Raw genomic sequence first — 23222 nt, 5'->3', positions numbered from 1 at the left:
TATGTGGGTTACTTTGAATAAACTGTTCGAGCGTTTCCATTGTCTGAGAGGGTAGAGTTTGAGGCACACCCTCAGCCTACCATTTGTTCACATCCTATTTAGGCTGCCTGTATAGCTCGAAAATTCCTGAAGGTTGGTACTTCCAATTCGCTACAGAAAAAAAGTTGTAAGGGAGGGAACCGCTATGAGACGGACTGCAAAAGAGCAAGTTCAAAACGCTACGCAGCAAGTTCAAGACCGTGTTCAGAAGATGTACCAGTCGCGTCGTTACAAGCGCAAATCTGCGCTCGGTGTGTTCATCCTCAACCTCGTTTTTGCCTGCATGATTATCGCAGCAGGGCTGTTTATCTTCCTTAACATCCAGCCGTATATCAAAGCGGTTGAGATGTTGGCAAATCAAGCGCTGAACTACTCGCTGATTAACTTTGTGATGTCGCTGCCTGTGATTGGCTGGCTGTTGGGGATGATTACCAGCATTGCGACAACTTTGATCGGCGTTGCACTGTGGGCAATCTTTCAATTCTTTGAACTATTGCCCTGGATTTTGACCCGTGATGCTGACACACTTCGATCGCTAATTGAGCGGGTTGAGCGGTTTGAAGTCCTTTCGATCAAGCCGTCTGACACGCCGATGGTTGCAGCCCTGAAAGAGCGACACAATAACATTCCGCTGGAGTGGATTGCCAAGGCGACAACTTACGCCATGTTCGCCTATGCGATCGACGGGATTATGAATTTGATTTGCTATCCACCGATTCAAGGCGGACTCGATAACGTCTCACTGTGGCTGCTGGCTCCCAGCCTTGCTGATGTCGATTGGGGCAATCTTGTCACCGTTGTTATCACGTTGATCGCCGTCGAGGTGATTGTGAAGCTGTGGTATTGGCTGCGGCAGGTGTTCGGCCACATGAGGCAGCAGCGGCAGGAGCAACAGCAAACCGAACAAGCTGAGCAAGCCAACTAATCCCTAAACCAATTCACCGCCCGCCCGTAGTGGGTAGGGCGGTTTTTTAACACCATTGAGGCATCGAATCATGAGCAACAAAGACGCGATCGAGAAAATTGAATCAAAGCTTGCCAGCGGAGAAATTGCGCCCGATTACCACGTCAGACAAGCGATCGTGAATCGCTACGCAGAGAATCACGGCGGCTTGCAGTTGGTTGGAGGCGTTCTCGTCGCGGTCGTCGGCTTCTCTCTAGTTGGCTGGATGGGTGGCGTTGGCATTGGCCTAATCGCCGCTCAACACCTGATGAACTGGAATAAGAAGCGATCGGAAGATTGGCGGGCGATCGATTCCGGTCGCTATGCTCATTTGCTCACACCCGCTGAAGCCAAGCTTTACGAGCGCACCTACGGCAAAGGCAGCTTGCAGGCGGCAAAGCAGGGCGATTATGCTCACGCTGGGATTGAGCCGGATGAAGCGATCGACGTGCCCGCTGAGGCAGTAGAAGACACGGCAAAAAAGTCTGATGCAACTGCGGAGCCAACGCCGGAAGCCACAGTTGCAGCCGATGAAGCCGCGCCTGTCGATGCCACGATTCAACAGCCAGCCGCCGCGCCGTCGCTGTTTGACTGGAGCCGGATTGCGGATGCTGACGAGTGCCCTAAGTTCGCCCTGATTGGCAAGATGAACGCTGGCAAGTCGCGCCTGATCAAGTACCTGGTAAAGCACGTCATCTTTCCCGGTCAACAGGTCGATGCAATTCTGTTTGATGTGTTTGGCCGCGCTTGGGAGTGGGAAGGCTTCACCACGCTCCAGCAGTGTCAGGCAATGGCTGAGCAGATGGCCGCTGACCTCGATGAAGTCGATCGCCGCCTCGCTGCCTACCAGCAGGGCGAAAGCAATTTCACGCCGATGTTTCGTTTGCTAGAAGAAGCAGTATCGACTATCCCAGAAATTCGCGCCCTCGGTTCTGAGCAGTCAGCTACGCTCAACCGCTGGCAGTCAAAACACGGTAGCTTGACGCGCAAATTGCGATCGAGAGCTTGCTATGTTTCGACCGAACTCACAGCGGAAAGTTTAGGCATGAGCGGAGATGCCCGCAATGATCTAACGATTATCTTTCCTGGTCAAAAGGGTATCTCGAAAGCGCTAAATGATACGCGAATGCTGAAGCTAGGGACAAGAGACAATGCACGGCTAAAAGAAACATTAATGGAGCAATTGAAAGGTATCGATCGCCCTGCTTTGGTGTGGCATGATGGCGAGTGGTACGCTGCATCAATTCCCACGCTTGACGCGAAAGGAAACCCCGAAGGACATCCTGACTATGAGCCGAATTTTGAGTATTTAGCTCCCGGTTCAGCCCCGGTTCAGGACTTGAACCAAAACGGTTCAGACGGTTCAGACCTGAACCGTTTTGGTTCAAGTCCGGTTCAATGGCTGAACCGCTGTCTAGATGCGAGTTCTGAGACTCTGAACCGTTTTGGTTCAGGGTTCAGTTCAGACGGTTCAGACTCGGTTCAGGGCGGTTCAGGCACTTTTACGTCAGAAAACCTCACTTCAGTTCAGGCGGTTCAGCGCATCACCGAACTACAGGCAGCAGGACTCAACCAAACTCAAATCATCTTCGTTCTGTGGCGAGTGAAGAAGGGAGGAAGTCAGGCTTACCAGGATGCAGTAAATGAATACAAGCTGCTGATGAATGAAGTAAACTAATGTGCAAAAAATAAACCCTCAGTTTGATCGCTGAGGGTTTCTTATTTTTGGAAAATCTCAAATTTTTTGAAAAAGTGGGACGCAGGTTTTTAGGGGGTTGATTTGCGCGGAAGAATTCATCGAGCGGAGTCGTGCTAATACCCCACTCCCCCATACAATACCTGACCCCTTCTCGCGTAGACGGTCATTTATCTTTCACCAGTTCAAGTAAGTCTCCTGGCTGACAGTTTAGAAACAGGCAAATTCCCTCTAGCGTGTCGTGATTTAATCGAGGCATTTTGTCTTCTTTCCTCAGCCGATAAACCGAATTTTCATGAATGCCTAAATGCTCAGCAAGATCGCGGCTAGTCTTGCGCTGCTGAGACAGCATCTCATTCAGCTTCCATTTGATCACTGTGGTAGTCATAGCTCTACTGTCAGATGTTATCACTCACAGTATAACGTAGAAATCTCTACGCGAAAGTGTTGACATTGTTCTACGTCTGACGTAGAGTAGATACATGGGCGCGAGTGAAGCGGTTCACTCCCGTAAGTCCCCGCCACCCGCAAGGGTAGCCAGAGGAAGCCCACCCAATTCAAAAGGGCATCCGCCTAACGCCAATCAGATCGGATGCCCTACTCACTAGGAGCAACACCATTATGAAACGCGCCCGCTACAAAGTCACAAGCCTCAGCGATCGTTACGCCTTCATCCAACTGAGCGATCGAATCGGACTGGTTACGCAAGCACTCAAGCGATCGGGCAAGGGTGGCAGACGCGCCCGTGTCATCTCCGCTTACTTCGGATTCGCGACTGAGGCAGAGGCTACTGATTTCATCGCTGGATTCCGCCGCTACTTCCCTAAAGCTTTTTGTCAAGTTCGCCAGTCCCAACGGCTAGCGACTGCATTCGAGGTCAAGGTGCGCGACTTTCCAGCGCTTGAGAAATTCGTTTGGACGCTGGCCGCTAAACCTGAGATCGTCACCCCGCAGCAAGCTAAGGCAGACATCAGCCCTGTGGAGCCAGCCGCGCCCGCTACAAACGTCATTCAGTTCGATCGCTCCAATGCGCCCGTCATGCACCGCAGCACCCGACCGTTAGCCGTGCATGGCCTAGCAATCGAGTGAGGCTGAGTCATGAGCGATCGTCGCCATCTCCGCGCCTATCTTCGAGCGCAAGACCTACACCGCCAGATTCACAAACTCACACGGGCATTCGAGCAAGATGCCAGCGATGAAGAAATCAAGCGGCAACTAGAGCAAGCATCCGCGCTACTGCGGGAAGTGCAATCGCTACTGAGCTAATCGGTTAGGGGATGGCCGGAAACATCCCCACTCGACACATTTTCACTACTGGAGATTTTCAGCCATGCAAGACGTTCTGACACTCGCTACAAACTCGATCGCCCTGTTCGGAGCCGCCTACTTCCTGACTGCGCTTACCGCTCATCTTTGGCACTGCTGGCAGCATCCACCCGCCAAGGCCGCACCGATCGCCACTGTGGAGGAATTCGACTTAGCCGAAATCATCGACCCTTACGGACTGCTGGCAGACTCCACACCGATCGCCCTGCTACTACCTGCATCTGAATCGCATCCTTGGGAATTGGCAGTAGAGCGGATGCCAGAAGTTGAACCGATCGCCGCAGTTCGTCAGCCAGCCGCCGCTGTGGAGCCGTCCGCAGATGCGCTCGATGTGGGGGAATTGTTAGAGGCGATCGACATCGAGCCACCCAGCGACTATGCGCTGATGACCATTCGCGAATTGAAGCGCATCGCATCCGATCGCAAGATTCCCGGTTACAGCAAGCGAACCAAAGCCGAATTAATTGAACTGCTTACAGTCTAGAAACATGGGGCAGAAATGCCCCTACAACACATCAACAAAGGAGAAACTCACAATGGTTTCAATCGCTAAAGCTGGCAAAACAATTCACGTCTTCTATGAGAATTTTGAAGAAATGACGGGAGCTTTTGTTGGGATAGGAATTTTGCATCTCCACCTAGAGCAGAAAAACTCTAATTGCGATCGAATCTGCTATTACCTACTCGATCGCGCTCAAATGGCACTGTCAACAGAAATCAATCAAGGCAATTTATCGAAGCAAACCAAGACGCATCAAACGCCAATCAAAGATTCAGCAGAGAAGGAAAACAACACATTCTCAGTTGTAAAGATTAACGGCAATACCTACGTTTTTGCAGATTCACCTGAGTTTGGTCGATACCTACAAAGAAATTGGGATGACAAAATCAAACAGCAAATTCCAAGAAGCAGACGATCGAAAATGGTGCGAGTCTACTTCGGTAGCGAATGTGCTTACGAGCGAGTGAACCTAAATACATGGCGGCAAGTCGAAGTAGACGCTGAGTAACAGTCTTCATCAAATCAAGTAACCCCAGTCGATCGTGTGTCGCTGGGGTTATTTGCATCAAGAAGTCAAAAGTCTAACCTTTATTCTTGATAATCATCACGTGAATGATTTGAAGTGCCGTTTCTTGGGGAACTTCAAGAAGTTGGTAGAGACGCTCTAGAAAAGCTTCTTCCTCTGGCTCGACTGTGCCATCTGCCATGATCAAATCGGTAGCCATTGCGAAAACTGTGGCTCCCAGTTCATAGGGGATGGACATTTTGGCTAGCTGTAGCAAACTGTCGCCACCTTGCCGCCTAAGAATTCCGCCTAGCTTGTCAAACATTCTCCTTACAACGTCATCGGAATAGCTCTTGAACAACTGCATCCGAGACAGTGAAAACCACAAAGCTTGAGACTCTTCATCAGAAAGGTAGCCATCAGATGCAACCGCCAAAAGGCTCACAGCGGCAACTGCTTCTGCTGGGTTCAGCATTCCTCCGCCCGTAGCTACGGAAATACGGTCAAACAATCCCATTAGGTGACTCCGAGAAAATGATATGCCCCAACCGTTCAGGTTGAGGGTGCTTAGTTTCTCAATTAGATTTCCCAACTCTCAGGAGTGCAATTGAAAAGCAATTTGTATCTTCACAAAGCTTTACTGAAGGTTCACGATTTAGCTGCTGCCTAGCCTTGGCGAACTCGGAAGAGTGAAACAGCTTACCTGACTTGGCTCGGTAAAAGCTGATTACTCACGAGGTTGCAAACGGCATGATTATCAAGAACACTCTGATCAACAGCACTGCTTTTTTCGCTAGCTGCGCTGTCCCTGTTGGAGCTTTTTCACTGGCACTCGCTACCGCTCCGGTTTTCGGTGTGTTCGGAGCAGCAGCTTTTACGACAGTTCTAAGCGGAATGGGATGGATAGTTGGTTTACCAACCCTGGTTGGAGGATTACTAGGGCTGTTGTTGCTACAGGTTTTAACCTATTTGATAGCCTTCATTTTGCTGCATCTTCTGTTAGCTTGGATGCCTGTTTAAGTTCCTAGATTGCTAGGATTTCTTTTCTAACAAAAACTTGAAAGAGGCTTTATCGGTTGCAGCGTAAAGATTGGAGCCTCTTTTAGTGCCAATTTGTAGACGTGCTGATTTAACACATTGCTCTGAAAGATTGGCTATGCGCTAACAGCAACTCATTTTTCACGTACAGCGGCGATCGAGCTAAACCTGATCAAAGTAGTGCATCAGGCTCTCACGTCGCTTATGGCCTGTACGCTTCTGAATCTGGGCAGGAGAGTAACCTTTATCCCGCAGACGGGTAATGTAGGTGCGTCTGAAGCTGTGGGTACTCACGCCCGCTATGCCAACTCGATCGCAAGCTTCCCCTAAAATCACATCCGCCGCCGCTCTGGAGAGATGGCCGCGCCCGTGCCGACCGGGAAAGACGTAAGGACGATCGGGCAACTCATACAGGTCTAGCCAGTGCCGCAGAGCAGGGCTGATTTCGACCTGCCTTGTCGTCTTCGTCTTGGTCGATGCCTTGCGGAAGCTCACCAGTAACTCGGTAATGTCGGCTGGCTGAAGCTGCACCGCCTCACTGATTCGACATCCGGTGAACAGGCACAGAGCGAATAAGGCGCGATCTCTGGCAGTGGCGAAGCCCTCAGTAAAAAGCGAGTGCAGTTCGGTATCGCTCAAAATCTTGGCTTGCCCATGCCCGTCTACTTTGGCGGATTGCTCCACATTCCCCAAGTCAATCTCAAAGCTCAGCATCGCTCACGTCCGGTTACATCTCAACTCTTTTCTAGTTGACGAAATAACAAATCGTCAAGTAACAGGGTCAAAGTGTTGATTCACCGTCAACAGCAGAGTTGCCAGCGGGTAAATTAGCGATTACTTATCGATCGCCGCCAAGCCGGAAGCGCTGAAAGGTCGATTCTGCCACTGATTGATAACTTCTACTAATGTGGTGACACTCGATCGCCGCCAAGTAGGAGAATCCAGGCAGTAGGTCTGACACTCACATAAGGTACAGATAAGGTACTCAAAAACTGATGGCTTCAGTAGCTTCAGAAGGGATAAAAACGGCAAAACCGCCCATATAGAGCGGCTTCAACCATTTATCGGGATGATAGGATTTGAACCTACGACCCCCTCGTCCCGAACGAGGTGCGCTACCAAGCTGCGCTACATCCCGATGTGCCATAGGTTAGTGTATCACAGAATTTTGGCTCTCAGGAGCGATCGCTCAAAGGTCAGCGAAACTGCTGGGTCATGAGGATGCGATCGCCTGCTTCAAAGCCGACGCGATCGTAGAGTTCTCTGGCTTTGGGATTGTGGCGATCGACTTCGAGATGGAGTGCTTTGATGTTGAGTTGGCGGCAGGTGGTTTCGAGGAAATGGAGGGTTTGAGTGCCGATGCCTTGGTTGCGATCGCTTGGTTGCAGGTAGAGTTCATCGATGAAGGCATCACGTCCGCCATATTCGAGGCTGTAGCCGAGGGTAAGAACGACGTAGCCGACAGTAGAAGCTTGGCGTTGGATGAGCCAGACGAAGCCGTAAGCGGGATTTTGAAGAATGCCGGACAGGGCGGATTGAGCGATCGCGGGAACGAAAGGCATGGTGTTGGCATAGAAGTCGGCCATGAGGGTGAGGAGGAGATCAAGGTGAGCGATCGATGCTTGTTGAAACTGAATGTCTTGATGCATAAGAAAATTTCCTGTCAAGAGCAGCAGCAAAATGTTCTTAATGGAACATTTTGAAAATTGAATTGCAGATGGTTTCGCAGAAAGCAAGCTTAAAACGTTGATCGAAATTTGCTAGCAGTTTCGATCGCCTTTGATAGCAGTCGTATAGAAATCATGCGCTTTGTGAGAGCGATGTCTTTGCAGTGGTATTATCTGAAGACTAAACTTTAAGGCTGGCGCGAGAGGTTGAGTGGCAATCGCTTCGTTGCAAGGCTTTCGCTAGCCCACGTCCACTCATCGACTTGAGGAATATTATGACTCAGCGTCCGATTATTCTTGGTATTGTTGGCGACAGCGCGGCTGGAAAAACAACGCTGACCAGAGGGATTGCTCAGGTTTTGGGCGAAGAAAACGTGACGGTGATTTGTACAGATGACTATCACCGATTCGATCGCCAACAGCGAGCCGAACTTGGCATTTCCGCGCTGCATCCTGACTGCAACTATCTCGATATTGTGGAGCAGCACTTGGGCTTGCTGCGCGACGGTCAGCCGATTTTGAAACCGATTTATAATCACAAGACCGGACAATTTGATCCGCCAGAGTATATCAAACCGAGTCGCTTTGTCATCGTCGAAGGACTGCTAGGCTATTCGACTCGGCGGGCGCGGGACAGCTATGATGTGAAAGTTTATCTTGCGCCACCTGAAGCGCTGCGACACGGGTGGAAGGTGAAGCGGGATACGAGCAAGCGGGGCTACACGACCGAGCAGGTACTAGACCAAATCCGCAAGCGCGAATCAGATTCTGAAGCATATATTCGCCCGCAGCGGCAGTGGGCAGATGTGGTTGTCAGCTTTTATCCGTCAGAAGGAGAGCCGAAGCAGAGCGATTTGCTGTTGAACGTGAAGCTGGTGCTGCGACCGACGATCGAACATCCCGACTTTACGGACATGATTCAGTCGGATGATAATCATCAGGATTCGCCTGTGCGCTTAGTCCTCGATCGCGACATGGGCAAGCCTGTTGATTTGCTGGAAGTGGACGGTCATGCGACTCGTGAGCAAGTGCGTCAGTTGGAGCGGCTATTTTGCAACGAAGTTCCCCATCTGGGGCAGTTTTGCAATTATGATTCTGGCGACAGCATTGGCAAAGTGACTGGGACGACGGGCGAAATTCTGCAAAGCTACCCGCTGGCGATTACCCAACTGCTGATTACCTATCACATGATCAAGGCGGCAGGGGTTGATCAAAATGTGGATGGGGCAGTCGCGATCGAAGCTAGCTGATCAGCGATCGAGCTGCACGCTTTAGGTTGATAAGCGAATTGATGAGCGGTTGTTTCTGCCTTGAGGGTGGTTAGCGAACTGCCCTCATCCCAAATTTCTGCAATCACTGTGCAACGGCTAAAATTCTTCGTCGTCTAGGCGCATGTCCCAGTTAGCCGACAGCACTTCTGCAACGACGGCTTCTAGCGTTGCCGTACTGATGCGGTGAGTAGAGTCTTGCAGCGGCGTCGTGAGAGGAATGAGCCGCAGTTGCCGACTGTCTTGGATCAAGTCAAAGCAGGGTTTTTCTTCAAAGTTGCCGATCTGTAGATAGTCGAAGCTGCAAACATTGAGGTAGAGCGTTTGGTTGGCGACGATCGTGGACTGCTGCGGATCGGCGAAGACATCCATCACCTGGCCTTCGCCTGCGCTCAAAAGCTGGTCGTCTTGCTGATAAATGTAGCGGACGCGATTGAGATCGCTCAGCAAGCGCTGCATGTCGCACTTGTTGACCAAAATGCCTGCATCGACAATGCAGGGCGAGGGTAGATGGTTTCCGAAGCTGGAGTTGTGAGTCATATCAGGAGAGTCGAAGCAAGCAGGCCGCGATCGCGACCCGAATAAAAACGCTTAATTGGGACTGCTGAACGAGCGGCAGCGAATGAGCAAGTAACCTACTATGCCGTGCATGGACAGCGATTTCGGGACATTTGGTTGCGGGACATCTGGCGATCGTGCAGGAACTGTAGCCATCCGTTCATGGTATCTCAGGTATTCAGAGCGGACTGGATGGATTTGTTCAAGCCTGCCTTTGGAGCGATCGAAGCTGAGTAAGCTTTCATTATCGCGATTCATCGGCGGTGATCATTCAGCCAATCGGCTGATCTCTATCTTAAGGAAGATGTGTAAGCAATTGTCTGGATCGATGCAAACGATGACCAGCTTTTTGAGAAATTTGGCGGCGGCGATCGTCTTTTACACACGCCTGCCTGTGCCTGCGGCGTGGCTGGGAGATTTTGAGGCAGTGGCTAAATTTGCGCCGATTGTCGGGTTGCTGATTGGCGGAATGCTGGCGGCGATCGATGGACTGCTGGCGGTGATGCTGCCAAATTTGACGCGAAGCGCGATTGTGATCTTGGTTTGGATAGCGATTACAGGCGGATTGCATTTGGACGGAGCGATCGACACGGCAGATGGCATGGCGGTTCCAGATGCGGAACGGCGCCTGGAGGTGATGGCGGATAGCGCGGCGGGTGCGTTTGGCGTGATGGCGGCGGTGGCGATTGTAGCCCTGAAAATTGCTGCTTTGAGCGATTTGCACAGCGGGCGGGGTTGGATTTTGCTGTTGGCCTGTGGGTGGGGACGCTGGGGACAGCAGATGGCGATCGCTCGCTATCCCTATCTCAAGGCGACGGGCAAAGGCGCGTTTCACAAAGCAGCGATTCAGTCAAACCGCGATACCTGGCCGAGTTTAGGATTGCTGCTGAGTTTGTGTGGGCTGGTGGGATGGAGCGATCGCTGGCTGTGGAGTGCAGCGGCCATGTTGGGTAGCGGAATTGCGGTTGGGGTGGGAGCCGTGCTAAATGATGCGATCGGCGGGCATACGGGAGATACGTATGGCGCAACGGTAGAATGGACGGAAGCGCTCTTTTTGGTGGCGATGACCGGGGTGGCAAGTTCGGTAGGATGAGATGCAATGAAGCGTTTTTTGATGGGATGACTGTTTCTGAAAATCTTGATTTGCTAACGGCGAGCGTTAAATCGCTGTCGCTCAATTCAATTGGTCGGCATGTGTTGATTTGTGCCGATCAAACCTTGCCGAAATGCTGCGATAAGGCGGATAGTTTGATAGCTTGGGACTATTTGAAACGCCGTTTGAAGGAATTGGGGCTGGATGCGCCAACGATCGATCGACCCCAGTTTGTGTTTCGCACCAAAGCGAACTGTTTGCGGGTATGTCAAAACGGGCCAATTTTGCTGGTTTATCCGGATGGCGTGTGGTATCGATCGGCCACGCCTGACGTGATTGAACAAATTATTCAGCAGCATTTAATTGGCAATCAAATTGTTCAGGAATATGCGTTTTGTATTCAGCCGTTAATGTTGATACCCGCAGAAGCCACAATACCTGTTGAAATTGCGGAAGCAGAAATGGCAGAGCAGTCTGTGCAGCCTGCAAATTAGCGCCGATCGGGGTCGAGGAATTTTGTTCTTCTTGAAGATCTGACGATATAATCACGGGGTTAGAATGGCGCAAAGGCTTTGCTGATGTGGTCTCGATCGAATCGCTCTTCACTTTCATCAGGTCGGCATCCTCGTACAGTTGATTTCTCTTTCGGTTTGAGGCGGTTTTGTTGCGATCGACGGTAAACAGGGCATCATAGATGCGTAATCGCATTCAGTGGCCTGTAGAAGTACTGAGTCGTTCGCACCAAAAATCTTTTCTGTCGTAGGCATTACGGGTAGAGAGCATGAAGGAAACAAGCGCAGGCGATCATAAGCAACTCCTGTTGATCGACGACGATCCAAACTTGATTCTGCTAGTCAAAGACTATCTAGAATTTCGAGGATACGAGGTGATCACGGCAGAAAATGGTCGAGAAGCCCTCGAAATTTTGGAAAAAGAAACGCCAGACATGATCATTTGCGATGTGATGATGCCGGAAATGGACGGCTATTCGCTGGTGGAGCATGTCCGCAAAGACAATCGCACCAGTTGGATTCCCGTCCTGTTTCTCTCAGCCAAAGGCCAAAGCCAAGACCGCGTGAAGGGCTTGAACACCGGGGCAGATGTCTACATGGTGAAGCCGTTTGAGCCGGAAGAACTCGTAGCGCAAGTCGAATCATCGCTGAAGCAGGCGTCGCGCCTAATTCAGCATCAAAGCAAAGGTGTGGACAGCGGGCCAAAAATTCAGGTGCCATTTGATGTGGAACTGACGCCGACCGAACTGCGCGTCGTGCATTTTGTCGCTCGCGGCATGGCAAACCGCGAAATTGCCGACGAACTCAACGTCAGCCAGCGCACGATCGAAAGCCACGTCAGCAACATGCTGGGCAAAACCGGACTGCACAACCGGACAGAATTGGCACGGTGGGCGTTGGAGAACAGCATGGCTTAGGAAGGGATGACGGATGAGGGATGAAATGGTTGTAGGCTAGAGGAGCGTTCTTTTGATCGAAGCTGCCTGTGATTGCGCCTGCGAAAATTAAGTTTCTTCAGCAGCCTAGTTCGTCGGCTTGGGTGGAGCAGGCGATCGAGCATTTGGATACGATTTTGCTTGACCATTCGCACTGTGAGCGAAAGGCAGCGGGCGTTGCTTTAAACTTGATTTTTCGCTATCCGTCGAGCGCAAAGCTGGTACGGACGCTGACCACTGTCGCACAGGAAGAACTAGAGCATTTTGAGCAGGTGAATCAGTGGCTCGAGCGCAAAGGCATTGCGCTCGCTCCGCTGTCGGCTCCTCCTTATGCAGCAGAACTGAAAAAGCAAATTCGCCGCCAAGAACCCGATCGACTGCTCGACTCGCTTTTGGTATCCGGTCTAATCGAAGCTCGCAGTCATGAACGATTGGGCTTGCTGGCGGAACACTGCCCAGAACCAGAATTAGCACAGTTTTATCGCGGCCTGATGGTGTCGGAAGCGCGGCACTATGGCATCTACTGGACGTTGGCGACAACGGATTTCGATCGCGCAACGGTCGAATTGCGGCTGAGCGAACTGGCTGCAATTGAAAGCGAACTGCTGGCAACGCTGCATCCGGAACCGCGCATTCACAGTTAGGAATGTCGGGGATGAGGAATTGAAAGGCAGCAGGGGGCGCTTGTGAAGCGAAAGTTTGAGATTGATGAGGCGATCGCCTTGGTGCGCGAGGCCGTGAAACCTTATCCGCAGGCGGCGATGTTTGCCTTGGCCGAGGAGGGATATCGATCGCTGTTTGAGCAGGTCATCGCTTGCATTTTGTCGATTCGGACTCGCGATGAAACGTCGCTGGTGGTGGCGCGTCACTTGTTCGATCGCGCCCGCACGCCTGCTGAAATCGCTGAGCTTTCGGTAGCGCAAATTGAAGCGGTGATTCGCGACAGCACCTATGCCGATGCAAAGGCGAAGCAAATTTTGGCGATCGCGCAAGTTGCCTTAGCAGAGCATGGCGGCGAACTGCCCTGCGATCGCTCGACGCTGCTCGCGCTTAAAGGCGTGGGACCGAAGTGCGCGCATTTGGCGCTGGGAATTGCCTGCGATCAGCCCTATATCAGCGTGGATATTCACGTGCATCGCGTCACGAATCGCTGGGGCTATGTGGAAACGCGATCGCCCGAACAAACGCTGGCTGCGCTCGAAGCAAAACTGCCGTCCGCCTATCATGTCGAGATCAATGGGCTGCTGGTGCCGTTTGGTAAGCATATTTGCCTCGGCACAAAACCGCGCTGCCCAGTTTGTCCGCTTCAGGACATTTGCGAGCAGCGCGGCGTGCAAGATTAGATGGTGCGCTAGACGATTCCTAACTCAGTTCGGGTTCGGATGTGATCAGCGGACTGCGCTTGAGCGTGAAGACTGCCAAGACAATGCCGATCGCTGCCAGTGCCGCCGAAACGTAAAAGAACGAGGTGAAGCTGCCAAACAAATCGCGAATCCGTCCGGCTGTCAATGTTCCCAACAGAGCGCCCATGCCAAAGGCTGTAAACACGATGCCGTAGTTCTTGGCATAGTCTGCCGATCGAAACAAAATTAGCGTGGATGTAGGTGCGATTGCCAGCCAGCCGCCAAGCGAAAAGGTAATCAGACAGAATGCGAGCAGGTAGGTGAACGTGCTGCCTTCGCGGACGCTCAACATCATAAACGAGGCAACAATCACAAGAACGTAGCAGGCGATCGCGGCATTTTTGGGCGAGAATCGATCGGCCACCCAGCCGAAAAACGGACGACCCGCACCGTTGAAAATGGCAAACAGTGAAACTGTCCAAGCGGCAATTCCGGCATCGAGCTTCACAATTTCCTGCGCGACCGGACTGGCAATTCCGATCGCCGCTAGACCGACAAATGTACCGATGATGAAGCAAGTCCACAGGCCGTAGAACGTGCGCGTTTGCAGCATCGGAACGCTGGCCGTTGCGGGAAGCGAACTGCGGGCAGCAGGCGTCCAGCCTTGCGGCTGCCAATCAATCGGCGGCAGTTTCAGCACGGTCGCGATCGCCAGCATAATCAGCGTGAAGGCAATGCCCAGCGTCACCAAAGTCGGTTTCCAGCCGTCCGCACCGTTAGCAGCAATCAAATTGCGGGCGAGCGGAGCCGTCACCAGCGGCGACAAGCCAAAGCCGATCACTGTTGTGCCAACCGCTAGACCTTTGCGATCGGGAAACCACTTGGCGACAACGGCCAGCGGCACGCCGTAAACGATTCCCACTCCTGCACCTGCAACCACACCATAAGTCAAAACCAGCATCGGAATGTTGTTGACAAAGCCGGAAGCGGTGTAGCCAATACCCATCACGATCGCACCAACCGCTGTGATCGATCGCGATCCAAACCGCTCAATGTAAAATCCCGTAATCGGCATCAGAATTGAAAAAACGACCAGCAGCGTGGTAAACGGCAATAGCGCTTCCGTTGCCCCCACGCCCAGCGATTCACGCACAGGACTGACAAAAATGCTCCACGAATAAGCCGTGCCCAAACATAGCAAAACGATAATTCCTAGCGGAATTAAAAACCATCTGCCCCGCTCAGCGGGCAGACCAAACAAGGTGGTGTCACTCATGAGTGAGATGCATTGATAGGGTAATTTCTAATATCCATATTGATTGAAGTCAATCATGATTCAATCAAGCAAAGATATAATTCTATACTCCTATAAATTGGTGGATTTTTGCTCCTTGAAAGACAAGATTGAGCACTCGATCTTCAATTTCTGACCGAACAGGCATTTCGCTAGAGCGACGGCGGATGAAACTTGCGGTAAAGCAGGTTGCAGACAGGCTGATCGTGGTGCAAATGCCGATCGACAACAATCGTCACTTCGATCGGCTGCACAGCGCTGTACCAAACTTGGTCGGGCAGCACCAGCACCATCGGCCCATTGCCACACTGTCCCAAGCAACTGCTCGATCGCACTTCAATGGCTGCATCCACTTGAGCGGAAAACGCTTGAAGCACTTGGGCGGCTCCCTGACGACGACAGGTGCGATTTTGACAAACTAAAACGGTTTTGCAGGCCACGTGAGCTTTCTGGGCAGACTGCTTTCATGCTAGCGTCGGGGATCAGGATCGAGACGCGAGATCTTGCATACGGGGAGAGCGGCGGAAGAGATGGTTTAATTTTTCGATGCGGTTTTTTCTGTCATCTCAATGGCGGGTTGAGTCGCGATCGACTGCCGCAGTTCCCACATTTTGAGCAAAATTAGGTACTCATAAAATGCCTGAAGCGTACACCAGGTAAAGCCTGCACGTCCATCCAGCCACCCACCGAGGATGAAGTACATATAGACAAAGCGGACGATCGGACGCAGCGGCATCCGCAGCGATAAATCTTTCAGGGCGCGGCGGCGATCGATCTCTGTTTTGCCAAAAATCAAATTGCGCCAGTTGATGCTGCCCGCTTCAAGCTGCTTGAGCGTTTCAACTGCTTCATCAGTGGAGTAGCGGTTGTGTTTGTCAATCCAGCGGCTCAAGCCTTTGCTACAGGTGTAGTGCGGATAGGTTTCGCGTAAAAATCCGGTTGTGCCTGTACAAACTTCACGTTCAGCATGGCCGTAATCGCTAAACCACACCTGCCCATGCTGGAGTAAGCGCAACTGATAGCGGGGAAATTGCGTACTGCGCCGAATCCAGCGATTCATGAACAGAACGCGCTCTGCCACATAGTAGCCGCAGTGCTGCTCGCTCTGAGCGGACTGCACGCACTCAGCAAACAGTTCGGGTGTCATGCGCTCATCTGCTTCCAGAATGTAGATCCACTCGTGACGAGGCGGAACGGTTTGCAGCATCCAGGTTCGCTGGCGTCCATGACTTTCAAACACATGCTGCACAATTCGCACTGGATATTGCTGCGCGATCTCGATCGTGCGATCGCTGCTGAACGAATCCAGCACCACCACATCATCTGAAAGCAACGCCGACTCAATGCAGGCGGCAATGTCAAGTTCTTCGTTGTAAGTGAGGATGTAGATCGAGATCATGGGCTGGCGGCAGTTAGATCGATCGCCGTCCGCCAATTTCGCCGATCGATCGCAAGCCTGACCAGCCGACAATGCTAAAGCCGATCGCCAAAAGGAGACTGCTCAGTCCGGTGCTCAGACCAGATTTGAGTGAGGCGGTGCGAGCAGTGCGCTGGGCTTGTTCGCGGCGAACGCCGACCTGCGTTTGAAGCTGATTACGCAGGTCGGTTTCGCGCTGCTGAAGAAACGGCTGGAGTGAGTCGGGATTTTCTTTGAACTGGCGGATGCGATCGGCTTCTTCTTGACGAATCACGCCGCCCTGAATGGCTTGGTTTAACTGTTCGTCGTTGGCGGCAATCAGGCGATCGAGGACTGCCCGCTGCTGAGCAAGTTCTCCGGTGAGGCGGTTGGTTTGCTGCGTTTGAAACTGCGAAGACTCTTCGTTAATTTGCTCTAGCGCCGCGCTGTAGTTGAGGCGGACATTGTTGGGATGCAAAAACGCCATGAGCAAAAAAATCAATCCCAGCAAACTTGCCAGCAGCGATGCCCAAAAGCGCAGATCTTGCAGAGACGATCGCGGCTCGGTCGGAACGCTCGCCACGCTATCCACCCAGTAGCCCAGAAATATCAGAACAATGCCCATCAAGGGCACAATGCCGCGATTGGCAATTTGGTCGGCAGTGGCAATCAGCCAGGGGCGATCGGAGGGCTGAAACGGAAACAGCAAGATCGCAATATCCAGCAGCGCCGCCAAAATCATGATGACGCCAACGGTTTTGAGCGATCGAGAGACGAGCGGAGTAGTCAGTTGCGGGCTGGGTGCTTTCATGATGAGGGGTGTCGGATATCGAGGGTCGGGTGTCGGGCAGCGAAACGATTACAGCTTTGACGAATGACTGCGCTTTGTCTGGCTGAGTGCCGACACCTGTTCCCGACACCCAACACCCAATCCAAAAGTCTACGCGATTTTTGTCGGGAAGCGAACCGAGATTGAGCAAAGTCGCTAGACTGACGGTGATGAAAGTGTGGGGGGGATGGAGATGTCGCCGATGGTGGAAGTGCTGCCCGACAAAGCAGCTTTGGTCAATCGAGCGTTAAAGCTGGTGCAGGCCAAGCTGGATGAAGCGCTCGCTGAGCGTGACCTGTTTACGATCGCACTTTCGGGCGGCAGTACGCCCAAGCCTTTGTATGAAGCGATCGCGCAGCAAGATTGGCCTTGGGAAAAGGTGCATGTGTTTTGGGGTGATGAGCGCTATGTGCCACCCGAGCATCCGGATAGCAATGAAGGCATGGCGCGGCAGGCATGGCTCGATCGCGTCGCGATTCCGATTGTCAATATTCACCCGATGCCGACGGATGAACTCGATCCGGCTGTGGCAGCGCAAAAATTCGATCGCCAGCTTCAAGATTTTTTTCAAACGCAGCCGGGAGAATTTCCGGCAATTGATGTTGTCCTACTGGGCATTGGCGACGATGCACATACGGCTTCGCTGTTTCCCCACACGGATGCCTTGCAGGTGTGCGATCGCCTGATCACGGTCGGCAACAAGGACGGTCAGCCGCGCCTTACGTTCACCGTGCCGCTGATTAATTCGGCTCGCTGCATTGTTTTTTTGGTGAGTGGCGCTAGCAAGCAATCGGCACTGGCTCATATTTTCGCGCCCGAAGCGGATCACAATACCTATCCGGCGCGAATGATTCAGCCGCAAGGCGAACTGATTTGGCTGCTGGATGCTGCTGCTGGTGAAGATTTTGCATTTCCTCACAGCGAAATCTCATAGCATCCCCCTGTAGAATTGGATACCGACCGCTTGCGATCGCTTAAACTGGGCAGACTAGAATGAAAAGCATCGACTTGAACATTCTTGCTGGCGCAGTGCGGCGCGATCGGTCTATGGTTCAAACTGTTTCTTGATTCATTTCCTCAACGGTCAAGCAAAGGCAACTCCGGTATGATTGTTTGTCCAAATTGCAATCACCAAAATCCTGATGGTGCAGTTCAGTGTGAAGCTTGCTATACGCCGCTGCCCGCGATGACAACCTGCTCGAACTGCGGCGCTGCGGTGCAGGCAGATGCGAGCTTTTGCGGACAGTGTGGCACCAACTTACGAACGGTTGCTCCGGTTCCTGCAACTGCCGTTGGTGAATCTCCTGCACCAGATTTAGACATTCCCGATTTGGTTTCGCCCGATCCGCTGGTGTCCCCTGACCCAATGCCGATCGGCAGTGAACCTGTGAACCATCCTGATCCGGCGATCGCGCCTCACTCCGCTGCGCCCGACCCAGTTGCACCCGATTCGATCGCGTCGCCACTTGCGCCGCCGGATGTTGCTGCAACGCCTGCCAATCGCACGCAGCTTCAGGTTCCCACTGCGCGGCTGCTGCACGTGCAAACCAACACGACGATCGAACTGCCGGGAAATTTGGCCGTTATTCACATTGGCAAACCGAACGATCGCATTCCGCCCGATGTGGATGTGTCGGGATTTCCGGATTCCGAAATTGTGTCGCGCATTCATGCGGATATTCGCGTTGAAGGCGGCATTTACTACATCGAAGACGTGGGTAGTTCAAATGGAACCTACATCAACAACGCGCCTTTGCCGATGGGTAATCGTCATCGTCTGCGGGCGGGCGATCGCATTGCCCTCGGAAAAGGCGATCGCGTCACGTTTTTGTTCCAAAGCTAGTGCTTTTTCGGACGGTTCATTGACCCATCGCCGTGCTTACTTTGATTCCTTTTCAGTAATGTGATTACCCTGACACTTTTGCATCCGCTCAAGCAGATTGCACTTCAGCACTGGAATTTCCAAGAGCATGAGTCGATCATCCGCATCGGGCGATCGACTGACAATCAAGTGATTCTCTACAGTGCAGTGGTGTCGCGGCATCACGTGGAACTGCGACGGACAGGCAAGAGCTGGGAAGTCGTCAATCTGGGAACAAACGGCACCTATCTGGACGGCAAGCGAGTGACACAGGTGGAAATTGTGGATGGTGCAGTCATTCGCCTCGCCCGCAGCGGGCCGAATTTGCGGATTCGCATTGGCTCAGAAGCGCTCAAGGAAGATGCGCTGGCAGGCGATCGCACCGTGAGCGAACGTCCCGACACCAGCATGGACACCGATATCACCGTCCAGCCGCCCGAAGTCGATCTGCCCTGGAATCCTTCTTAATGCCGATAACCTAATACCCCATAATGGCACGAGGCGATCAAATCTACGTTCTGCGACCGTTTGCGGGACTTTCTGGCATCTATGAGCATCACGGCATCGACTGCGGTGATGGCACGGTGATTCACTTTCGTAAAACCGACACAGCGATGATCGCCCGCACCTCGATCGCAGAATTCGCGATGGGCAGACAGATATTTGTGAAACATCATCCCGTTTCCTACATTCCCGATATTGTCATTGAGCGTGCCGAAAGCCGCCTGGGTGAGCAAAACTACAATTTGCTCACCAACAACTGCGAACACTTTGCCACCTGGTGCAAAACCGGACGCAACGAATGTCAGCAACTGGCCGATTTTGGCTTGGGCGTCGGCGGCGTCGGCGGCGAAAGTGCTCCACCGCTGATTGCAGAAGCGGCTGAAACCGGAGATCCGATCGCTGCCGTGCAATCGTTCGATCAGGCCGTTCACAATATCACCTATGCCCGCAGCCATCTTCAGCCGCAGTATGACCAGGCGATGCAGGATGTGAACACTTGGCAGCGCGTCGCCCAGCTTGCTCTGAAGCAAAATCGCGAAGATTTGGCGCGGGCAGCTTTAGAGCGGAAGGTGCGCTTTCAAAAAGCCGCTGATGATTTCAAGATGCAGCTTGATCAGCTTGACACGATGCAGCGATCGCTAGAGCAAAACCGCAGCGTGATCGATCGCAAACTCACTCGCTCTCTTTAGCTCAACTGCCTCAAACACGACGCTTCAGAACAAAAAGAAAAAACTAAAGGTCTAGCGATTTGCTAGACCTCGATAGAAGTGACTATTTGGTTCAATGTGGAAGATAAATGAAGTGAAATTGAACCAGTTGATCGGACAAACGTAGCGAATCGAACGATCGAAATATCACAACTAAGGTGGACATCAAACGCACAACACGACTAATTTCCAGTTAACCGAAATCTCTGTAGGAGACTATACTTTCGTAATTGCGATTACGCCTGAAAAAAGAGTCTAGACGGATAGCGATCGCATTACTTTCAAGGTAGATAGCTAACAGAAACTAGATGTTGTGTTCGGCTCTGAGCAGGAGGCGCAGGCTCTAGGCCGAGAAAATTTGGAGTTGAATCTTTTCTCTTGCGCCTATTGATAAACTAGCAGTTCTCGCATGGAGCAACACACCGACTTTACCAAGTTTTACACAATTTGATTTATGGCAATAATCGGCGTGACAGTTCGTTGTATTTCTGATTCGCTGCGCTCAACTTCAGAACAGACAGGCGATCTAGCCCTGCGTGTTGAACTTCTGGAGGCGATCGATTCAGCTTTCCGCTGCTTCCAGACATGAAATTGAGCGCGATCGCCTTTTGCTTTAGCTCTGGTCACGTTTGCTGCTAAAAGATTGGCGATCGCACTCAATGCAGTTGTTCTCTCCTTAAATATGACGGCTCATATAGTCCTGCATGGCATCACAGTAAGCCGCATCAGAGGGAATCAATTCGTTCAGCAAAAGCGGATCGTGAGGATGCGTGAGATGCAGCGTACCGGGATGTTCTGACGAGTGTGGAGCGATCGCAGAATTTGAGTTGATCTCAATGGAAGCGGTTTGATTGGTTGTAGCGTTTTTCATCAAAACCTCTGAACTGGAACGCTTAGAAATCTATCAGTTGAATGTGTCGATCGTGTATCGCTGTAGTGTCATCGTTTGTCAGTTTCAAGTATTCATCAATGGCAAAGCAGTTAGACATCGGGAAGTTCCGTAATCGTGTAGATTTGCGGCGGGGCGGAAGTGGATTTTCCCCAACTGCGATCGCTGCTGAAGGCAATTCCCCGGTTGCCGTTGAAAAATCCGAGGCGCGGCTGTCCGGTCTCCACTGGTCCCAAGGACAACGCCTCAGTCAGATAGCGGACGGCTCCGGTTTCGGCATTCATCAGCCAAATTTTGCCGCCTGCGTGGGCTTCGGGCTGAGTGGCGATCGCAATCTCGCGACCATCTGGCGAATAGCTGCCGTAAAACACGCTGGCGTAGTTAGAATCGCCTTTGCCAAACGGCCCAATTTGCCGCGACTGCACAGAAGCGGGAGTCAAATTTGGAATCAGCGTTCCGTCCGGCTGCACGATCGTGTATTCCGTCCAAATGCGATCGATGCCTACGCGCAAACCATCAGGCGTCCAGATCGAGTGCGGCGCGTCGTTTTTGTTGAACCACTGCTGGGCGATCGGCGCTTTTGTCCAGTCGGACACCCAGATGTTGTCCGAGGGGTCGTCGCGATCGCCCGCTGCCGGATTGCGGCGATACAAAAGAATGTGGGGAAAGCGCGGATTGAGGCGGATGCGGTGGAACGAGTTGGCGTTTTCGGAATCGCCCAGCGGAATTTGCTGCGGGGCAGATTGGCCATTGGGGGCAATGCCGTCCTGATAGACGAGGTAGAGGGCGTTGTCGATCGAAAAGGCAATCAGATACTTCTTCGCTGCTGCGTCCCAAGTGGCGGGCGAAGTTTTCAGCCTGGGCGTTTGTGCTGACCACTGCTGCTGCGTGATCCGCCGTTCGCGACAGTCGGCCAGCGAAAAGCCGTACAGATCCCAGCCTGCATCCGGCGCATTGTTCAGCCGCAAATAGCTGACGAACTTTCCGTCATAGCTGAGGTCAAATCGCGCTGAAGATTCTGAAGGCGGAATGCGCGTCAGGATCGATCGCGCTCCGCTGCCGTCAAGATTGGCGCTGACAATTTGCCAAATGCTGTTTTTCTTGATCCCCGGTGGGTCAGCGATTTTGCCATTGAACCAAACTCGTAGACGGGAGACGATCGATTCTTTATTGCGTTCTGGTTGCGGCTCGATCGCGTTGTACATCAACTGTCCAGTCTGCGGCGAAAACAGTTGGATGTCATAGTACGACAGCACATTGCCGCCCGCAGTGCTGGTGATTTGTTTAACCTGAACGCCCGCTGCGGCTTGAAATGCTGCCGATACATCTGTTTGGCTTTGCGGAAACGGAATGCCTGTGCAGGTAGGCTGCGGTTGGGCAACGGGTACGATCGCCTGCCTGCTCGATCGCGTTCCTTGTAGCAGAACAATTTGCATCAGCAGCACGAGGCTGAACACTGCACCCGCAGTCAGGATGAGCCTGCGAAGCTTCACCGGGATATGCTCTTGACAAGCTGGGCGATGGCGTTGTTCACCTGTTCGGGCAACTCAGCCATCAGCAAATGTCCGCCTGTGGAGATGTGCAGGTGGCGGCTGTGGTGAAAGTGCGAGGCGAGTTCTGCGCCCATTTCGGCATTAAACGTCGAATCTTCACCGCCGCTAATCACCAAAGTCGGCACATCCTTAAAGTGCGGATTTCCGTGTCGATCGAAGAAGTTGTAGCCCCAAAAGATTTCCAGAGCGCGATAGGGCTGTTCTTCATGCGGAACGGGAGATTCGGCAAAAAAGCGATCGAGCCGCTGATGCGAATGGGAACTCGACAGCTTGCGGGTCAATTGCTGAATGGCAGGCAGGCGATAGAGATGCCGTCCGCCCCAGGTGAGCAGCTTCATCGCAGGCACTTCCCACCAAGGATCAAGATTATGCGTGCCGCCTGCAATCAGAACAAGAGCGCAAACCTCATTTCGCTGTGCCCACTCCAGGCCGATCGGTACGCCGTAGCTGTGGCAGCACAAGACCGGAGCGTGAATTGAGTAGCGATCGAGCAGTCGGCTGAGATCGCGGCAGTGTCGCCCGATCGAATAGCGCGGGTAGGGCGGCGATTGTCCATGTCCGGCCAAATCGTAAGCGAGTGCTTCCCAACCCTGGGCGATCGCAAATTCATACTGCCAGCGCCAGTTAAACCGATTGCCCAAGCCGCCATGCAAAAACACCAAAGCAGGTGATGCGCCTGGATGATAAGCGACCTGAAAAATGGTGCTTCGGCGCAGGTGAATTGCGTTCCCGGCTAAAAGATCTTGCGGCATAGAGGGCGATCG

General features: G+C 52.5%; 29 protein-coding genes and 1 tRNA gene. 17 read left to right on the top strand and 13 right to left on the bottom strand.

Annotated features, from left to right (window positions below):
• Positions 1-184: 184 nt before the first annotated feature.
• A complete protein-coding gene (locus H6F67_RS05210; RefSeq protein WP_190763997.1) occupies positions 185-964 on the top strand; it encodes a hypothetical protein in 780 nt (259 codons plus the stop codon).
• A 70-nt stretch (positions 965-1034) separates the two neighbouring features.
• Entirely contained in the window at positions 1035-2660 is a 1626-nt protein-coding gene (locus H6F67_RS05205; RefSeq protein ID WP_190763995.1) for a hypothetical protein, read from the top strand.
• 184 nt (positions 2661-2844) lie between these two features.
• On the opposite strand, the gene H6F67_RS05200 is transcribed toward H6F67_RS05205, so the two are convergent.
• Positions 2845-3066 carry a helix-turn-helix transcriptional regulator gene (locus tag H6F67_RS05200; RefSeq protein ID WP_190763993.1) on the bottom strand — a complete coding sequence of 74 codons (222 nt, stop codon included), beginning with the start codon at positions 3064-3066 and terminating at the stop codon, positions 2845-2847.
• Positions 3067-3299: 233 nt separating this feature from the next.
• Here H6F67_RS05200 and H6F67_RS05195 point away from each other — a divergent pair, with 233 nt between their 5' ends.
• The 4 genes from H6F67_RS05195 (at position 3300) to H6F67_RS05180 (ending at position 5014) form a co-directional block, all read left to right on the top strand.
• Positions 3300-3767: a hypothetical protein gene (locus H6F67_RS05195; RefSeq protein ID WP_190763992.1), complete on the top strand. Its 468-nt coding sequence runs from the start codon at positions 3300-3302 to the stop codon at positions 3765-3767.
• A 9-nt stretch (positions 3768-3776) separates the two neighbouring features.
• Positions 3777-3944: a hypothetical protein gene (locus H6F67_RS05190; RefSeq protein ID WP_190763990.1), complete on the top strand. Its 168-nt coding sequence runs from the start codon at positions 3777-3779 to the stop codon at positions 3942-3944.
• Between the two features lie 64 nt (positions 3945-4008).
• Positions 4009-4488, top strand: a complete 480-nt coding sequence (locus H6F67_RS05185) for a Rho termination factor N-terminal domain-containing protein (protein WP_190763988.1) — start codon at positions 4009-4011, stop codon at positions 4486-4488.
• A 4-nt stretch (positions 4489-4492) separates the two neighbouring features.
• Complete coding sequence (locus H6F67_RS05180) at positions 4493-5014, top strand: hypothetical protein (RefSeq protein WP_190763986.1); 522 nt, start codon at positions 4493-4495, stop codon at positions 5012-5014.
• A 73-nt stretch (positions 5015-5087) separates the two neighbouring features.
• On the opposite strand, the gene H6F67_RS05175 is transcribed toward H6F67_RS05180, so the two are convergent.
• Positions 5088-5528, bottom strand: a complete 441-nt coding sequence (locus H6F67_RS05175) for a tellurite resistance TerB family protein (RefSeq protein WP_190763984.1) — start codon at positions 5526-5528, stop codon at positions 5088-5090.
• A 233-nt stretch (positions 5529-5761) separates the two neighbouring features.
• On the opposite strand from H6F67_RS05175, the gene H6F67_RS05170 reads away from it, so the two are divergent.
• Positions 5762-6031 (top strand): hypothetical protein, encoded by a 270-nt coding sequence (locus tag H6F67_RS05170; protein WP_190763982.1) that lies wholly within the window; start codon positions 5762-5764, stop codon positions 6029-6031.
• Between the two features lie 180 nt (positions 6032-6211).
• On the opposite strand, the gene H6F67_RS05165 is transcribed toward H6F67_RS05170, so the two are convergent.
• The 3 genes from H6F67_RS05165 to H6F67_RS05155 all read right to left on the bottom strand — a co-directional run bounded on the left by H6F67_RS05165 (position 6212) and on the right by H6F67_RS05155 (position 7698).
• Positions 6212-6763: a site-specific integrase gene (locus tag H6F67_RS05165; protein ID WP_190763980.1), complete on the bottom strand. Its 552-nt coding sequence runs from the start codon at positions 6761-6763 to the stop codon at positions 6212-6214.
• A gap of 350 nt (positions 6764-7113) precedes the next feature.
• Positions 7114-7187, bottom strand: a tRNA-Pro gene (locus H6F67_RS05160).
• A 58-nt stretch (positions 7188-7245) separates the two neighbouring features.
• Positions 7246-7698 carry an N-acetyltransferase gene (locus tag H6F67_RS05155; RefSeq protein WP_190763978.1) on the bottom strand — a complete coding sequence of 151 codons (453 nt, stop codon included), beginning with the start codon at positions 7696-7698 and terminating at the stop codon, positions 7246-7248.
• 293 nt (positions 7699-7991) lie between these two features.
• Here H6F67_RS05155 and H6F67_RS05150 point away from each other — a divergent pair, with 293 nt between their 5' ends.
• On the top strand, positions 7992-8966 hold the full coding sequence (locus tag H6F67_RS05150) for a phosphoribulokinase (protein WP_190763976.1): 975 nt from the start codon (positions 7992-7994) through the stop codon (positions 8964-8966).
• 117 nt (positions 8967-9083) lie between these two features.
• Here H6F67_RS05150 and H6F67_RS05145 read toward each other — a convergent pair whose 3' ends face one another.
• Positions 9084-9524: a hypothetical protein gene (locus H6F67_RS05145; protein ID WP_190763974.1), complete on the bottom strand. Its 441-nt coding sequence runs from the start codon at positions 9522-9524 to the stop codon at positions 9084-9086.
• 355 nt (positions 9525-9879) lie between these two features.
• On the opposite strand from H6F67_RS05145, the gene cobS reads away from it, so the two are divergent.
• The 5 genes from cobS to nth all read left to right on the top strand — a co-directional run bounded on the left by cobS (position 9880) and on the right by nth (position 13425).
• Entirely contained in the window at positions 9880-10635 is a 756-nt protein-coding gene (gene cobS / locus H6F67_RS05140) for an adenosylcobinamide-GDP ribazoletransferase (protein ID WP_242020506.1), read from the top strand.
• 26 nt (positions 10636-10661) lie between these two features.
• The gene (locus tag H6F67_RS05135; protein ID WP_242020505.1) at positions 10662-11129 is read left to right on the top strand and encodes a ferredoxin; all 468 of its coding nucleotides are present in this window, start codon (positions 10662-10664) and stop codon (positions 11127-11129) included.
• Between the two features lie 287 nt (positions 11130-11416).
• Positions 11417-12064, top strand: coding sequence for a response regulator transcription factor (locus H6F67_RS05130; protein WP_190763971.1), 648 nt, complete (start codon positions 11417-11419; stop codon positions 12062-12064).
• A 68-nt stretch (positions 12065-12132) separates the two neighbouring features.
• Positions 12133-12726: a tRNA isopentenyl-2-thiomethyl-A-37 hydroxylase MiaE gene (locus H6F67_RS05125; protein WP_313926764.1), complete on the top strand. Its 594-nt coding sequence runs from the start codon at positions 12133-12135 to the stop codon at positions 12724-12726.
• Between the two features lie 42 nt (positions 12727-12768).
• Positions 12769-13425, top strand: coding sequence for an endonuclease III (gene nth / locus H6F67_RS05120; RefSeq protein ID WP_199304244.1), 657 nt, complete (start codon positions 12769-12771; stop codon positions 13423-13425).
• A gap of 19 nt (positions 13426-13444) precedes the next feature.
• On the opposite strand, the gene H6F67_RS05115 is transcribed toward nth, so the two are convergent.
• The 4 genes from H6F67_RS05115 to H6F67_RS05100 all read right to left on the bottom strand — a co-directional run bounded on the left by H6F67_RS05115 (position 13445) and on the right by H6F67_RS05100 (position 16926).
• Positions 13445-14701 carry an OFA family MFS transporter gene (locus tag H6F67_RS05115; protein WP_190763969.1) on the bottom strand — a complete coding sequence of 419 codons (1257 nt, stop codon included), beginning with the start codon at positions 14699-14701 and terminating at the stop codon, positions 13445-13447.
• 170 nt (positions 14702-14871) lie between these two features.
• Positions 14872-15159, bottom strand: coding sequence for a ferredoxin (locus tag H6F67_RS05110; protein WP_190763967.1), 288 nt, complete (start codon positions 15157-15159; stop codon positions 14872-14874).
• Between the two features lie 95 nt (positions 15160-15254).
• On the bottom strand, positions 15255-16118 hold the full coding sequence (locus tag H6F67_RS05105; protein WP_190764027.1) for a glycosyltransferase family 2 protein: 864 nt from the start codon (positions 16116-16118) through the stop codon (positions 15255-15257).
• A 13-nt stretch (positions 16119-16131) separates the two neighbouring features.
• Entirely contained in the window at positions 16132-16926 is a 795-nt protein-coding gene (locus H6F67_RS05100; protein WP_190763965.1) for an HpsJ family protein, read from the bottom strand.
• A 211-nt stretch (positions 16927-17137) separates the two neighbouring features.
• Between H6F67_RS05100 and pgl the strand changes: the two genes are divergently transcribed.
• The 4 genes from pgl (at position 17138) to H6F67_RS05080 (ending at position 19998) form a co-directional block, all read left to right on the top strand.
• Positions 17138-17878 (top strand): 6-phosphogluconolactonase, encoded by a 741-nt coding sequence (pgl, locus tag H6F67_RS05095; protein ID WP_190764025.1) that lies wholly within the window; start codon positions 17138-17140, stop codon positions 17876-17878.
• A gap of 171 nt (positions 17879-18049) precedes the next feature.
• Positions 18050-18787: an FHA domain-containing protein gene (locus H6F67_RS05090; protein ID WP_190763963.1), complete on the top strand. Its 738-nt coding sequence runs from the start codon at positions 18050-18052 to the stop codon at positions 18785-18787.
• A 60-nt stretch (positions 18788-18847) separates the two neighbouring features.
• Positions 18848-19273: an FHA domain-containing protein gene (locus H6F67_RS05085; protein WP_190763961.1), complete on the top strand. Its 426-nt coding sequence runs from the start codon at positions 18848-18850 to the stop codon at positions 19271-19273.
• Positions 19274-19296: 23 nt separating this feature from the next.
• Positions 19297-19998 carry a lecithin retinol acyltransferase family protein gene (locus tag H6F67_RS05080; protein WP_190763959.1) on the top strand — a complete coding sequence of 234 codons (702 nt, stop codon included), beginning with the start codon at positions 19297-19299 and terminating at the stop codon, positions 19996-19998.
• A gap of 694 nt (positions 19999-20692) precedes the next feature.
• On the opposite strand, the gene H6F67_RS05075 is transcribed toward H6F67_RS05080, so the two are convergent.
• From H6F67_RS05075 to H6F67_RS05065, 3 genes are all read right to left on the bottom strand, one after another.
• On the bottom strand, positions 20693-20887 hold the full coding sequence (locus tag H6F67_RS05075) for a hypothetical protein (RefSeq protein WP_190763957.1): 195 nt from the start codon (positions 20885-20887) through the stop codon (positions 20693-20695).
• 110 nt (positions 20888-20997) lie between these two features.
• Positions 20998-22398, bottom strand: a complete 1401-nt coding sequence (locus H6F67_RS05070; protein WP_190763954.1) for a hypothetical protein — start codon at positions 22396-22398, stop codon at positions 20998-21000.
• Positions 22395-23210 (bottom strand): alpha/beta fold hydrolase, encoded by an 816-nt coding sequence (locus H6F67_RS05065; protein WP_190763953.1) that lies wholly within the window; start codon positions 23208-23210, stop codon positions 22395-22397. Before H6F67_RS05065 ends, H6F67_RS05070 begins: the two co-directional genes overlap by 4 nt.
• Between the last annotated feature and the right edge of the window lie 12 nt (positions 23211-23222).

It is taken from the genome of Microcoleus sp. FACHB-1515 (genome assembly GCF_014696105.1).
Classification (GTDB): domain Bacteria; phylum Cyanobacteriota; class Cyanobacteriia; order Elainellales; family Elainellaceae; genus JAAUTJ01.
Note: the sequence above shows the minus strand (reverse complement) of the source record. Positions and strands in the feature narration are given on the sequence as shown.